10 protein-coding genes are annotated in these 13,379 nt (G+C 64.9%); 3 read left to right on the top strand and 7 right to left on the bottom strand.

Annotated elements, in window-relative coordinates:
* Positions 1-1,855: site-specific recombinase (locus tag TBU01S_RS13485; RefSeq protein ID WP_068637143.1), on the bottom strand; the 1,855-nt coding region annotated here is incomplete at its 3' end.
* A 142-nt stretch (positions 1,856-1,997) separates the two neighbouring features.
* On the opposite strand from TBU01S_RS13485, the gene TBU01S_RS13480 reads away from it, so the two are divergent.
* Positions 1,998-3,932, top strand: a complete 1,935-nt coding sequence (locus TBU01S_RS13480) for an ATP-binding cassette domain-containing protein (RefSeq protein ID WP_068637142.1) — start codon at positions 1,998-2,000, stop codon at positions 3,930-3,932.
* A gap of 36 nt (positions 3,933-3,968) precedes the next feature.
* On the opposite strand, the gene TBU01S_RS13475 is transcribed toward TBU01S_RS13480, so the two are convergent.
* The 3 genes from TBU01S_RS13475 to TBU01S_RS13465 are packed head-to-tail and all read right to left on the bottom strand — an operon-like array spanning position 3,969 to position 6,352.
* Positions 3,969-4,871: a hypothetical protein gene (locus TBU01S_RS13475; protein ID WP_068637141.1), complete on the bottom strand. Its 903-nt coding sequence runs from the start codon at positions 4,869-4,871 to the stop codon at positions 3,969-3,971.
* Between the two features lie 26 nt (positions 4,872-4,897).
* Complete coding sequence (locus TBU01S_RS13470; protein WP_068637140.1) at positions 4,898-5,473, bottom strand: LemA family protein; 576 nt, start codon at positions 5,471-5,473, stop codon at positions 4,898-4,900.
* Between the two features lie 27 nt (positions 5,474-5,500).
* Positions 5,501-6,352 carry an HDOD domain-containing protein gene (locus TBU01S_RS13465; protein WP_068637139.1) on the bottom strand — a complete coding sequence of 284 codons (852 nt, stop codon included), beginning with the start codon at positions 6,350-6,352 and terminating at the stop codon, positions 5,501-5,503.
* 232 nt (positions 6,353-6,584) lie between these two features.
* Here TBU01S_RS13465 and TBU01S_RS13460 point away from each other — a divergent pair, with 232 nt between their 5' ends.
* Together TBU01S_RS13460 and TBU01S_RS13455 are read left to right on the top strand one after the other, a co-directional pair.
* A complete protein-coding gene (locus tag TBU01S_RS13460) occupies positions 6,585-7,772 on the top strand; it encodes a GGDEF domain-containing response regulator (RefSeq protein WP_068637138.1) in 1,188 nt (395 codons plus the stop codon).
* Positions 7,773-7,868: 96 nt separating this feature from the next.
* Positions 7,869-9,761 (top strand): propionate--CoA ligase, encoded by a 1,893-nt coding sequence (locus TBU01S_RS13455; protein ID WP_068637137.1) that lies wholly within the window; start codon positions 7,869-7,871, stop codon positions 9,759-9,761.
* A 94-nt stretch (positions 9,762-9,855) separates the two neighbouring features.
* Here the strand turns inward: TBU01S_RS13455 and TBU01S_RS13450 are convergent, their stop codons facing one another.
* Genes TBU01S_RS13450 through TBU01S_RS13440 form a run of 3 tightly spaced genes read right to left on the bottom strand, consistent with a single transcriptional unit; the run spans position 9,856 to position 13,081 of the window.
* Positions 9,856-10,602 carry a PEP-CTERM/exosortase system-associated acyltransferase gene (locus tag TBU01S_RS13450; RefSeq protein WP_068637136.1) on the bottom strand — a complete coding sequence of 249 codons (747 nt, stop codon included), beginning with the start codon at positions 10,600-10,602 and terminating at the stop codon, positions 9,856-9,858.
* Between the two features lie 20 nt (positions 10,603-10,622).
* Positions 10,623-11,834: an ABC transporter permease gene (locus TBU01S_RS13445; protein WP_068637135.1), complete on the bottom strand. Its 1,212-nt coding sequence runs from the start codon at positions 11,832-11,834 to the stop codon at positions 10,623-10,625.
* A 5-nt stretch (positions 11,835-11,839) separates the two neighbouring features.
* Positions 11,840-13,081: an ABC transporter permease gene (locus TBU01S_RS13440; protein WP_068637134.1), complete on the bottom strand. Its 1,242-nt coding sequence runs from the start codon at positions 13,079-13,081 to the stop codon at positions 11,840-11,842.
* Positions 13,082-13,379: the final 298 nt, after the last annotated feature.

Here is a 13,379-nt window from a genome sequence, read left to right as displayed (position 1 = left end):
CGACCAGGTTGACCAGGCCGATCAGCAGCACGCCGGACAGTCCCAGCATCGCCGCTTGCCAGGACAGCGCGAAGTCGAGCGCTGCCGAGGCGTAACCCAGATAGGCTGAGGAAAAGGCAATGTGGCGGATGTCGAGCGGCAGCCCGAACAGCATCCCCAGCGCTGTCGTACCGCCCAGCAGGAAGCCGAAGAAGAAGTTGCCGGCCAGCGCGCCCAGATTGTTCTCGACGTAGCCGGCGATCCGCTGCATCCGGGCCTCGCCGAACAAGTGCCGCGGCCACCGCAACTGCAGCAGGCGCTCCGGTATGCGGTAGTAGGCGCAGAGATTGTCGTAGTAGCCCGCGATCAGGCCCGACAGGAACAGGCACACGCCTGCGACGGCGGCAAAGAACAGCGCACCGCTGCGCGGGTCGATTTCCGCAAGCAGATGATGTGCCTTGTCCGGATCGACGAAATGCGCACCCGTCGCATGATGGATGGCCGTGCCGACCAGGATCGCCATCGGAATGGCAGTGCCGAGGTTGCCGAGGATCGCGGCAAGCTGGCTGCGAACCGTGCGTGCGATCAGGTCTGCCAGGGCTTCGAGGTCGCGTGTGCTGCCGCGCGCTTCGCCGATCGAGGCGGCGATGGCGTTGGCGGTCATCGCCGGCTGCTTGGTGGCCACGGTGCCGCCAAGGATGTGGATCAGGGTAAAGCCGAGCCCGTAGTTCAGGCAGAAGGCCAGGGCGGCGTTCAGCGGCGCCATGCCTTGCGCGCCCAGCACGAGCTTCATCCCCGACATCAACGCGATGATGACGCCCCCGAGCATGGCCGAACGAAGAATGCCGAAATATTCGCTGCGTGTGCTGGTGATGTATTTCTCGCCGGTCTTGCTGGCGCTTTCGGTCATGCGCAGCGACAGGATCTCGACGTTCTGGCTCCAGTAGTCGGTCAGATTGTTCTTGCGGCATTCTGCCCACACCAGGGTCTTGAACAGGCGTACCGCACGCGGTGCGACGTCGGCCAGCATGCGGCGCTTGCGCAGTTCGTTCAGCATCGACACCAACTCGTCGATGCGGTCGAGGTGTTGGCGCAAGCGTTCGAGCTTGAAGGTCAGTGTCAGGCTGGTGCCGAGCTTGGTCGCGCGCTTGCGCACCCGTTGCAGCACTTCGTCGCACTGGCCCAGCATCACGGTCAGGTGGAGATCGTCGGTGACGAGTGCTCCGGGGGTGGCCCACCAGTCGCTGTAGTGGTCGATATAGACCAGCAGTTCGGCGTTCTGCGCCAGGAAGGGCGATTCGTACTCCTCCAGGTTCGGATCGATGCGAACCAGCTCCGGGTCCAGGCCAATGGCCGAGACGTGATAGGACAGCACCCGGAGCGATTCGAGAATCTCCCCCACTGCCGGCGGCAACGGGCCCGCATCCTCTTCGGCCATCGGCTGCTCATCGCCGACCAGTACTGCGATCAGATCCAGCCAGACTTCGTCGCTGACGCCGTTGACCCAGATTTCGTCGTCGCTGCGGTGGAACACGATCGACAGCAGATCCTTGAGGTAGCTCGTGTCGCGTACTTCGGGCAGCAGGCGGTGCGAGATGCGGTTCGCCGTCTCGGTGAAGAAGCCGGTGGAGGGAAGCAGGCCGGAGGAAACGTAGAGTGACACCTGTTTGCGCTCGGCAAACAGCTGCATGAGCGCCGCTCGTACCTGGGCAAGCAGTTCCGGCCGGCGTGCAAGGCAGTGCGTCAGGGTGCGGAGGTTTTCGGTGGCCTTGTCGATCTGGGTTGAGCGCCGGGGGCGCAGACGGTCGACCAGTGCTACCCACGGGGCAACCGGATCTTCATCGGTGTTGGCAAAGCGTTGAAGAATATCTTCCATCAAGTGTTCCCTGCGTGGCGGTCGCGCATCGTCCAGCATGGCCGGACGGCGCTGCATTATCGGGCAAAGTGTCCGAACTGCGAGCGGGCGGCTAGAATTCAGGATTGTCTGCTGCTGGCCGAGACCCGGCCGATCTCACGCCATGCCCCTGTTGTCCGTAGAAAACGCCTGTCTTGCCTTCGGCCATGTCGACCTGCTCGACAAGGTTTGCTTCCAGCTCGACGCTGGTGAACGTGTGGCGCTGATCGGGCGCAACGGCTCGGGCAAGTCCAGCCTGCTGAGGGCAGTGGCCGGCCAGGCCGCGCTGGACGACGGCATCGTGTGGCGCGAAACCGGGCTGGTGACGGCCTATGTGCCGCAGGAGGCCGACTTCGATCTCGAGCGCGACGTGTTTGCGACCGTGGCCGATGGCCTGGGCAATGCCGCCCGCCTGCTGGTCGACTACCATGCCGCGATGATGGCGGTGGCCGAGCAGGCGACGCCCGAGGCGCTGGCGCGGCTCGATACGCTCCAGCACGAGGTCGAGGCGGCCGGCGGCTGGCGCCTCAACCAGCGTGTCGAGCACATGCTCGCCAAGCTCGGACTGGATGCGGGCGCCAAGGTTTCCAGCCTGTCGGGCGGCGGGGTCAAACGCGTGTCGCTGGCGCGCGCGCTGGTGGCCGAGCCGGATCTGCTGCTGCTCGACGAGCCGACCAACCATCTCGACCTCGACGGCATCCTCTGGCTAGAGGGCCTGATCCGCGAGTTTCGTGGCGCGGTCATCGTCATCACCCACGACCGCGTGTTCCTCGACAACATCGCGACCCGCATCATCGAGCTCGATCGCGGCCGGCTGGCGAGCTATCCGGGGCGCTTTGCCGACTACCAGCGGCGCAAGGCCGAGGAACTGGAAGCCGAGGAAAAGGCCGCGGCGCGCTTCGACAAGTTCCTGGCGCAGGAAGAGGTCTGGATCCGCAAGGGCGTGGAGGCGAGGCGCACGCGCAACGAGGGCAGAGTGCGCCGTCTCGAAGCCTTGCGCCGCGAGCGCGCCGCGCGCCGCGACCGCCTCGGCGACGTCAGCCTGGCTGTCGACCGCGGCGAAAAGAGCGGCCAGATGGTGGCCGAGCTGGAACACGTCTCGAAGCGCTATGGCGATCGTGTGGTGGTGCGCGATTTTTCCACCCGCATCATGCGCGGCGACCGGATCGGCTTCATTGGCCCCAACGGCGCAGGCAAGACCACGCTGCTCAAGCTCATCCTCGGCGAGATCGAGGCCGACGAAGGCATGGTGCGGCGCGGAACCCGCCAGACCGTGGCCTACTTCGACCAGTTGCGTGCCCAGCTCGATCCCGAACTGCCGCTGACCGAAGTCATCAGCCCGGGCTCGGATTACGTCGAGATCGGCGGCGAGAAGAAGCACGTCATCGGCTACCTCGGCGACTTCCTGTTCGCGCCCCAGCGTGCGCGTTCCCCGGTCAAGTCGCTGTCCGGTGGCGAGCGCAACCGCCTGCTGCTGGCCCGCCTGTTCGCCCGCCCGGCCAACGTCATGGTGCTGGATGAGCCGACCAACGATCTCGACATCGAAACGCTGGACCTGCTGGAAGAACTGCTGGCCGGCTATGACGGCACGCTCTTTCTCGTCAGCCACGACCGCGCTTTCCTCGACAATGTCGTCACCCAGGTGATCGCTGCGGAAGGCGGCGGCCGCTGGGGCGAATATGCCGGCGGCTATGCCGACTGGCAGCGAGTGCAACTGGCGCGGGAGGAGGAGCAGGCCAGGCGCGATAGTGCGAAACGGACTTCGGCTGCCCCTGCCGACAAGCAGCGGGCAGCCGAAGCCAGGCCGGAGAGCGGGACGGCCAAGCGTCCGGCGAAGATGTCCTTCAACGACAAGCGCGAACTGGAGGCGCTGCCGGACCGGATCGCAGCGCTGGAGGACGAGCAGACGGCCCTGCATGCGCGCATGGCCGATCCCGCGCTGTACCAGCAAGCGCCGCAGGACGTGGCGCAGATCAAGGCCCGCCTCGAAACCCTCGAAGCCGAGATCGAGGCCGCCATGCTGCGCTGGGAAGAGCTGGAGTCGCGTGCCGCATCCTGACGCTCGGGGGCGCTACGCGGTGGGCCGCGAGCGCTGTCAGAAGGCGCCGGCCTGCCGGAACCAGGCCGAGACTCCCACGGCGCCGAGAAACACGGCGGCGTGGAATGCCGCCAGCCAGCGGTAGCGCCGTGCGATCCGGTCCGGGTCGAGATCCGAAATCAGGTAGAGCCGGCCGTCCGCCGGTTTGCGCATCACATGCGCTTCGGGCGCCGCCATCAGTTCCTGCCGTTGGCGCTGGACTTCGCGCTTGGCCGCCTGCCGTGCCAGCTCCCATTCGCGCAGGTCGAGTTCGCCGCTGCCGTCGAGGTCGAAGCGTTGCAGCAGCGTCTTTCGATCCCGCTTCCAACTGGCCAGCAACTCGCGGGTCTGTGTGCGGCTGTCGAAGTTCGGGCAGGCTCCGCCGAGGGTGGCGAAGTCGCCCAGCGCATACACCGTGTCGTGGCGGATCAGCGACCATTGCGTGTAGCGCATGTCGCCGACCGTGCTGACATCCCGGCGCCGCACCAGCATGTCGGCGCCTTCGGGGTCGATCGCGCATGTGCCGCTGCCGTCGTCGAGCAAGAACGAAGTGTCGCTTTCGACCGTGCTGACGATCTGCCATGTGCCCTTGGTCTGGCGGCGTTCGGTCTGCACGCGGTACCACAGCACCGGCAGGCCGTTCATCGGCGAATGGAGTGGGCTGCCGTCGAGCGGCCGGGCCCTGCCGCGCAGTTCGACATAGCCTTGCGCCGCCGAGGCGATCCGCGATGTCGGCGTGTCGGCGATCAGCCGCGAATGCCGTAGCGCGCGCACCCAGCCATACAGGCCGGTCGCGGCCAGAAAGGCCAGCGCGGCGGCGGCGTGCCATCCCGTCCCGGTCCGGAACAGACCGGTGGCGACGCCCAGCTGAAGCAGCGGCAGCGCTGCGTCCAGCCGGCTGTGGATGAGGCGGACAAGCATGCGAGGATCGGCTGCGTATGGCCGGTTCAGCCTTTGAACAGTGCCTTCAGATCGACATCGGCTTTTTCGGCACTGGAGAACTGCAGCAGGGCTTGGGCGCTGAAGGCGAACAGGCGGGCGACGATGAGATCCGGGAACTGCTCGATGCGCACGTTATGCCGGTTGACCGCCTCGTTGTACCACTCGCGCCGGTCGGCAATGCTGTTCTCGAGCGTGCTGATGCGGCTCTGCAACTGCGCGAAGTGTTCGTTCGCCTTCAGTTCCGGATAGGCTTCGGCAACGGCGAAGATCTGGCCCAGGCCGGCGCGCAGCACGCTCTCCGCCGCGCCCAGGGCACCGACATCGTGCGTTTCGCGTGCCGCGGCCACGCGTGCGCGGGCTTCGGTGACGCGCGCCAGCGTGGCCTGCTCGAACTGCTTGTACTGGCGGCATACCTCGACCAGTTTGGGCAGCTCGTCGTGGCGCTGCTTGAGCAGCACGTCGATGTTGGCCCAGGCCTTGGCGATGTTGTGCTTGAGATTGACCAGCCCGTTATAGACGAGCACGCCATAGACCAGCCCGAGGACGAGTACGCCCATTACCAGTGCGCTGAAGGTGTTCATGTGTTCGACTCCAGAAAGTTTGTCCGGTCAATGTGTGGTCAGGCGATTCAAGGCTTCCTCGGGGGCGCCGAGGCGCCTGAGCAGGGTTTCGCGCGGAATCCGCAGCAAGGTGTCGAGTTCGGCGAGATCGTCCGGCAGGCCGGGGTCATCCCAGCCGCGGGCGAGATGCCTGGCCAGGCGCGCCGCCAGACTCACTGTCCTGACCCGCGGGTCGCTTTGCTGGCTGTCGTCGAGCAATTGCGTCAGCAGCGCCGGCAGGCGCCATGCGCGGATCAGACCGAGCTGGAGTTCATTGGCCGTGATGCCGAATACCTGCCGCTGGGCATCCGCCGAGCGCATGCGGCGATCGGCGGTCTGCAGCGCATAGACCTGTTCGGTCAGCGCCGGCGCATGGATCCAGCAGACGATTTCGGCCGCTTCGTGCAGCGACGCGGCGACGGTGATTTCCTGCACGTCGAGGTCGTGCCGCACGATCGCGAACTCCCGCGCCAGCCCGGCGATGCGGCGGGCGCGGACGATGACCCGCAGCACGCCGACCAGCGCACGCGGATTCTGCCCGAGCGTGTCCTCCACGGTCGGCAGCGCGCCGAACAGGCGGAAGAATGGCTCGATACCGATCATCATCAGCGCGTGTTCGATCGTGGTGACATCGTGGTTCTGGGACTGTCGGCGATGCGTTTCCAGGTGCGTGAGCAGGCGCATCGTCATCAGCGGATCGGCCAGCACGGTAGCGGCAAGCCGGCGGCTCCCGGCATGCTCCGGGTCACGCTGCAGCGCCTCCAGCTCGCGTGCCGTCTGGCGCAGCACCGGCAGCGGCCGTTGTGTGAAGTACGCCACGTAGGCGTCCACCGAGGGCAGAGGGGAATGCAGGGTGCTCATGGGCATGCTTGGAAATCCGGGGTTCGGAATGGCTATCGGCCGGCGTCGTTCAAACTGAAGCCACCTGCCGGGGCGGCCTTTCTTTCTATGGCGCTATAATTATGGCGAATCACACTGAGACGGTCTGTGACATTCCACCGGCAGGAGAAGCCCGAGTGAAGCTTTTCAACGCTTTTGTGATCGACCGACAGGCGGGCGTCAGGCCCGCTTGCGGGACGATGGCGTTCCGGGGATGACCGTGGACGGCAAACTCCCCCGGATTCTCGTGGTGGACGATTCGCGCATGGTGCGGGCGTCCATCCTGAAGAGTGTCCGGGGCCGCTTCGAGGCGCGCGAAGAGGTCGATGGCGAAGCGGGCTGGGAGGCCTTGCTGGTCGACCCCGCGATCGATCTGGTCCTGACCGACATCGGCATGCCGCGCCTCGACGGCTTCGGCCTGCTCGAGCGGATCCGCTCGTCCAGAGTGGCACGGGTGCGCGGCCTGCCGGTCGTGATCATTTCGGGCGATGAGGACGAGCATGCGCGCGAACGTGCCCTCGCGCTCGGCGCGAATGGTTTCATCGCCAAGGGCATGGGCAGCGTGGAACTGCTGGCGACGCTCGATTCACTGGTACGTCTGTCGCGGACGCAGACCGAACTCGAGCGCAGCCGGGAAGCGCTCGCGAGCAACAGCCCGAAGGATCCGGAAAGCGGCCTGGTCAGCCGGGCCTATCTCGAGCACCATGGCGAGCAGGCATTGGCCGAAGCCCAGCGGCGACAGACCGGCATCGCGGTGATGCTGATCGAACTCGACGACTACGAAACCTTGCTCGGGCGCCATGGTCTGCATGTCGTTCAACTGATCGTGCGCAGGTTGACCAAGATGGTCACGGCGCGAATTCGCACCGAAGACAGCGTGTCGCAACATTCGGCCACGCAGTTCGCGCTGTTGTCGCCCGGCATCGACGTGGTGTCGAGCTGCGCTTTCGCGCTCCGTCTGCGGAGCAGTTTCGAAAAGCTGGTGCTCGCCTATCGTGAAGAGCACATCCGCGTGACCGTGACGATCGGCGTGGCCAACTCCGCGGTCGATGGCCATGGCAAGGTCAGCGAGCTGCTGGACATTGCCCAGGAGCGCGTGCGACAGGGACATGAAGCGGGCGGCAACTGCGTCTTCGCGGACCACGGCAAGGTCGAGCCCGGATGGGTGGAGCGCCATGCCAAGCGGATGTGCAGTGTCGATGCAGCGCTGCGTCAACTGCGTGCCGGCGCGATCGGGGAAGTCGAGGCGCGCCTGCCCGACATCATCGGCGCGCTTATGCCGCTATTCGAATTGATAGAATCTCGACTCCACTGCGGGTTGCCGATCGAGCAGCTCGAACGATACCAACATGGATCGGACGCCGGCAGTGGCGGGATGGATGGCATCCAAACCACCATCTGAGTCGTAAATTGCCGCTCGTGGCGAAGGCGCTTTCCCGGCGCGTCGGCATGGGCGGCTTGTCATCCGCCAATGAGGGAATGAGAGGGAGAGGAAGCAATGACGGATTACCAGCAATTTCACCGCCGCTCGATCGAGGATCGTGACGGGTTCTGGGCCGAACAGGCCCAGCTCATCCACTGGAACAAGCCGGCCGAACAGATCTGCGACTTTTCGAGGCCACCGTTCGTCAAGTGGTTCAAGGGGGGGGAAACCAACCTTTGCTACAACGCGGTGGATCGCCATGCCGCCGCGCGGCCGAACGACCGCGCACTGGTCTATATCTCGACCGAGACCAACGAGGAAAAGGTCTACACCTTTGCCGAGCTGCAGCGCGAAGTCGAGCGCATGGCGGCCATCTACAAGGAACTCGGCGTCAAGCGCGGCGACCGTGTGCTGATCTACATGCCGATGATCGCCGAGGCCGCGTTCGCCATGCTGGCGTGCGCGCGAATCGGCGCCATCCATTCGGTGGTGTTCGGCGGTTTCGCCGCCGGCTCGCTCGCCACCCGCATCGACGACGCCAAGCCGGTGCTGATGGTCAGCTCGGATGCCGGCATGCGCAATGGCAGGCCGGTGCCCTACAAGCACCTCGTCGACGAGGCCTGCAAACTGGCCGAGTTCCCGCCGGCCAAGGTGCTGATCGTCGACCGCGGCCTGGACAAGGACTTCCCGCGTGTCGAAGGCCGCGACGTCGATTACGCCGAATTGCGCGCCAGGCACATGGACGACCGGGTGCCGGTCGAATGGCTCGAATCGTCCGAGCCGAGCTACATCCTCTACACCTCCGGCACCACCGGCAAGCCGAAGGGCGTGCAGCGCGACACCGGCGGCTACACGGTGGCGCTGGCGGCGTCGATGAAGCACATCTTCACCGGCGAGGCCGGCGAGACCATGTTCTCGACCTCCGACATCGGCTGGGTGGTCGGCCACAGCTACATCGTCTACGGCCCGCTGATCGCCGGCGTGGCCACGATCATGTACGAAGGCACGCCGCTGCGCCCGGATGCCGGCATCTGGTGGCAGATCGTCGAGAAGTACAAGGTCAGCGTGATGTTCTCCGCGCCCACCGCCGTGCGCGTGCTGAAGAAGCAGGACCCGGCCTTCCTCAAGAAGTACGACCTGTCCTCGCTCAAGCACCTGTTCCTGGCCGGTGAGCCGCTGGACGAAACCTCGCACCGGTGGATCATGGAAGAACTGGGCATCCCGGTCATCGACAACTACTGGCAGACCGAAACCGGCTGGCCGATGCTGGCGATCTGCCGCGGCGTCGAGCAGAGCCCGATCAAGCTCGGCTCGCCCGCCTTCCCGGTGTATGGCTACGACCTGCGCATCTTCCGCGAGGATGGCAGCGAATGCGGCGCCAACGAGAAAGGCATCGTCGGCATCGTGCCGCCGCTGCCGCCGGGCTGCCTGTCCACCGTGTGGGGCCAGGACGACCGCTTCGTGTCGACCTACTTCAGCACTTTCACCGACCCGGTGGTGTATTCCTCGTCCGACTGGGGCATCAGGGACGAGAACGGCTATCACACCATCCTCGGCCGCATGGACGACGTCATCAACGTCGCCGGCCACCGCCTCGGCACGCGCGAGATCGAGGAAGCCGTGCAGTCGCACCCGGCGATCGCCGAGGTCGCCGTGGTCGGCGTGGCGGACGAGGTCAAGGGCCAGATGCCGATGGCCTTCGCGGTGGTGAAGAATGCCGCCGACGTCGATACGCCCGAAAAGCGCGCTGCGCTGGAGAAGGAAGTAATGAAGAAGGTCGACGAAAGCCTGGGCGCCATCGCGCGTCCGGCCCGTGTCCACTTCATCGGCGGACTGCCCAAGACGCGCTCGGGCAAGATGCTGCGCCGCTCGATCCAGGCCCTGGCCGAAGGCCGCGATGCAGGCGACCTGACGACGATCGACGATCCGAGCACGCTGGATCAGATCAAGGAAGCCTTGAAGAGCTGATGCTGCTGCGCGTTTGCTGAAAAACTGACAAGACCAGGATAACCTGGTCCTGTCGGCAGTCTGGACGGCCCCACCCAGGTGGGGCCGTCTGCTTTCAACCTTGTTCGAGGCTGCGGGCGATTTCCCCGTCGATCGTGCGCCATAGCGGGCGCATGATCATGCGCATGTTGCGGACAATGCTCTGCACGTCCATGGCAGAGGGGACGCGCGTGCCGCGATGTTCGATGGGGCCGCCGATCTGCCTGATATCGACGCCGAGACGGGCAAAGTGGCTGGCCAGGCGAGGCTCGGTCAGTACGAACAGGGTATCGATGTCGTGGCGCATGGCCAGCGAGATGGCGCCCATGTACAAACCCACCGGGATATAGGGGAAACGAGGCTGGCCCTTGCTGCCGAAATCCTCGTCCTGGATGTCGGCGGGCTTCCTGGTTTCGCCTTTCCGGCGGCGGTACCGTGCGCATACGGCGAGCCGGGAGACTTCCGCGATGCGGCCCCTCGGCATTTTGGCCGGGTCGATGATGCTGCGGTCGAGCGTTGCGGCACAGGTACGTTCGAAGGGCAGCGGCGCATCGGGATCGTCCGGATTGGCCAGCACGAGGCGTGTGCAGCCGACCAGGGTGTGTGGCTCGTCTACACCGCGCAGCAGGCAATGGAGGCTCTGGGCATCGTAAGCATCGACCTCCCGCCGGTCGGGACGTTCCGGCTCGAACTTGAGCTCTTCGCAATAGACTTCGTGGCGGACGCGGTAAACCTGGTCGCGGAGCGCTTCATCGTGTGCAGCATCGATGCGGAAGTATTTCCGGAAGCCGTAGCCGAGATTGATGCGGTCGAGGAGTGACATATGGTGTGGCTCCCAGGTAGTCAGTTGCCTTGTCGCAGCGCATCCACGACGGGAGTGGCGGATATGCGGGTTGCCGGGAACACCGATGCAAGCACGGTCGCACCCAGGCCGATCAGGCAGGACACGGCGACGGTGGCCGCGTCGATCCGGATGAACGCGGTGTAACCCAGATTGGCGTTCGGTGGTGGCGGCATCGGAATGCCGATCGCCGAGATCAGCAGGGCAAGCGCAATACCGATGACCGCGCCGAGTAGCGCGCCGATCAGACCCAGCACGAGGTTTTCCACCAGAATCAGGCGGAAGACCTGGCGCCGGGTATTGCCCAGAGCCTGCAGGGTGCCGAACTCGCCCAGACGCTCGAAGGCGCTCATGTTCACGGTGTTGGCGACGGACAGCAGGACCATGATCAGAATGATCAGCTTGAGCACGCCGAACTGGCGGTCATAGAGCTGCAAGGTTTTGTCATAGAAATCGGAGAGCTGGCGCCAGTTGCGCGAATCCAGGCCGGGCGGGAGAGTTTGATCGATGCCAGCCTGTGCAACATCGGTGTCCCCCGTGCGCACAAGGGTGGCCACCAGCAGGTTTGCTCCCGAGGTATTCATCAGCTCGCGGGCGGCATCGAGCGGAATGCGTACCGCGCGTGCGTCGAAGTCCTTCGAGAAGCTCTGGAATACGCCCACCACCTCGAAGTCGAGCGTATTGAGGGCGCCATCAGCCGTGTTCATCACCAGGGTGGCGGCATCACCCGGCTTCAAACCCAACGAGTGGGCAACCCCCTGGCCCACGGCCATGCCGAAGCGGTCCGCATCTGCCAGCTGCCGCCCTGCCGTGATGTTCAGGTAGGTGCCTAGTTTTGCTTCCTTGTCGGGCTCGACGCCTTCGCCAATGATCGCCAAGTCGCGCCTGCCGTTGTTCAGCAGCCCGGAAAAACTCAGGCGTGCGCTCACCTCGCTCACGTCGGGGCGCTGCGCGATCTGTCGTACCAGAGCATCCGGCTCGTCGATCAGGAAGCGATCCGGCTGTCGGGTTCCCTTTTCCAGGAAATCCTTGCGAAACACCTGCACATGCCCGGTCTGGGAATGGATGATTGCTTCGCCGAGCTGAACGAAGATGTCCTGCACGAAGCCGCCCGACAGGATCAGGCTGGAAACACCGAAAATGATTGCCGCCAGGGTCATCGCCGTGCGGATCTTCTGGCGGAAAACGTTGCGCAGGGCGAGTTTGAAGAGCATGGCGGTCAGCGCTGGTGACGCAGTGCGTCGACGATGTTCATGCGTGAAGCTTTCCATGCCGGAAACAGGCTGGCAACCAAGGTGGTCACGAAGGCGAGCAGAAAAGCGTCCAGCGCAAGGGCGGGCGAAATCGATATCTCACCGATGTAGCCCCGCGCCATACCCGGCGGCGGCGGCATGGGAATACCGATCGCCGATATGATCTGGCCCAGCACGTAGCCAAGTGCAACGCCGATCGCGCCTCCCGCCAGCCCGAGCAGGACGCCTTCCAGCACGAACAGTTCGAGTATGCCGCGCCGGCGCACGCCCAGCGCCATCGAGGTGCCGATTTCGCCGGTGCGTTCGATGACGGCCATGGACAGCGTGTTCGAGATACTGAGGACCACGATCAGCGCGATCAGCAGCCGGACCACCCCGACTTGACGGGAGAATAGCTCGACGGTCTTGTTGTAGAAATCGGCCAGTTCGCTCCAGGGAATGATCTCGAACTCGCTCGCAGGCAGCTGCGCGCGCAGGGCCTGTGTGACGCGTTCGGTCTGGTCGGTTTCGTTCAGCAGCACGACCCAGCTCGTTGCCCCTTCGACACGCATCAACTTGCGCGCGACCTCGATGGGGGCCCGCAGCACGGTGTCGTCGTACTCTTTGGTGATCGTGGCGAACAGCCCGGCGACGGTCAGCTCGACCGCATTGACGCCGCCGCTTGCCGTGGTCGCCAGCAGCACGACACGATCGCCCGGCGCCGCGTCCAGATTGGCCGCTAACCCTTCGCCCAGCAGGACCGAATCCGGCGGACTGGCCGTGAGATCCTGTCCGTCGACGATCGTGATCGCACGGGTGATCGGAGCCTCTTTCGCAGGGTCGATGCCTTCGCCGACAAAGGAAACGGTCGCTTCGTCCTTGCTCAGCAGGCCGCTGAATGCCAGCCGCGGCGCGACCGTGCGGGCTCCTGGCCCGATAGCGTTCTCGACAACTGACATGTCGGATGGCAGGAGGTAGTTGTACGGGTCGCCCAGCCCTTCACGGAAGTACCCGGGTCGTGTCACCTGAATGTGTCCGAGCTGGGAATGGATGGTCGATTCCCGCATATCCTGGAAAATCCAGTGGATGAAGCCGCCTGCGAGCAGGAAGGCCACCACCCCGCCACAGAGAATCGTCAATGCCAGAAGGGCACGGCGGCGTTGCCTGTACAGATTGCGCACGGCAAGCGTGATGGAATGGCCCCTGCCGTAGAAGATGGCATGCATCATGGACTTAGCGTGTCTGGTCATTCTTTCTATGATAGCGTTGGAGCGAATGGAAGTTGGAGGAAAAAGCAGGTGCGCATGGCGCCGCCCGGGGTAGCTGCGGGTGGCAAGCAGCCGTGCAGCCCATGACCTGCAAGTTGCAAGTGATGCGGGGCGTTTCCCGGGGGAGGGAAGCCATATCGTTCATCTTTGGCGGGGGACGTGCCCCTCGTCGCGCCGCCCGTCACGGCCGGGAAACGGCATATCGGTTTGTCGAAGCTGTCGGCATGGGCTTGAAGCGCCCTGTTTCGAAGGCATGCAT

Origin of the sequence: Thauera butanivorans NBRC 103042 (assembly GCF_001591165.1) — a bacterium.
In the GTDB taxonomy this organism is placed as follows: domain Bacteria; phylum Pseudomonadota; class Gammaproteobacteria; order Burkholderiales; family Rhodocyclaceae; genus Thauera; species Thauera butanivorans.
This window is presented reverse-complemented; position numbering and strand designations above follow the sequence as displayed.

What these genes read in the sequence shown, in the direction of transcription:
- TBU01S_RS13480 (WP_068637142.1), top strand. Translation starts at nt 1,998, where the DNA reads ATGCCCCTGTTGTCCGTAGAAAACGCCTGTCTTGCCTTCGGCCATGTC.
- TBU01S_RS13475 (WP_068637141.1), bottom strand. Translation starts at nt 4,871, where the DNA reads ATGCTTGTCCGCCTCATCCACAGCCGGCTGGACGCAGCGCTGCCGCTG.
- TBU01S_RS13470 (WP_068637140.1), bottom strand. Translation starts at nt 5,473, where the DNA reads ATGAACACCTTCAGCGCACTGGTAATGGGCGTACTCGTCCTCGGGCTG.
- TBU01S_RS13465 (WP_068637139.1), bottom strand. Translation starts at nt 6,352, where the DNA reads ATGAGCACCCTGCATTCCCCTCTGCCCTCGGTGGACGCCTACGTGGCG.
- TBU01S_RS13460 (WP_068637138.1), top strand. Translation starts at nt 6,585, where the DNA reads ATGACCGTGGACGGCAAACTCCCCCGGATTCTCGTGGTGGACGATTCG.
- TBU01S_RS13455 (WP_068637137.1), top strand. Translation starts at nt 7,869, where the DNA reads ATGACGGATTACCAGCAATTTCACCGCCGCTCGATCGAGGATCGTGAC.
- TBU01S_RS13450 (WP_068637136.1), bottom strand. Translation starts at nt 10,602, where the DNA reads ATGTCACTCCTCGACCGCATCAATCTCGGCTACGGCTTCCGGAAATAC.
- TBU01S_RS13445 (WP_068637135.1), bottom strand. Translation starts at nt 11,834, where the DNA reads ATGCTCTTCAAACTCGCCCTGCGCAACGTTTTCCGCCAGAAGATCCGC.
- TBU01S_RS13440 (WP_068637134.1), bottom strand. Translation starts at nt 13,081, where the DNA reads ATGATGCATGCCATCTTCTACGGCAGGGGCCATTCCATCACGCTTGCC.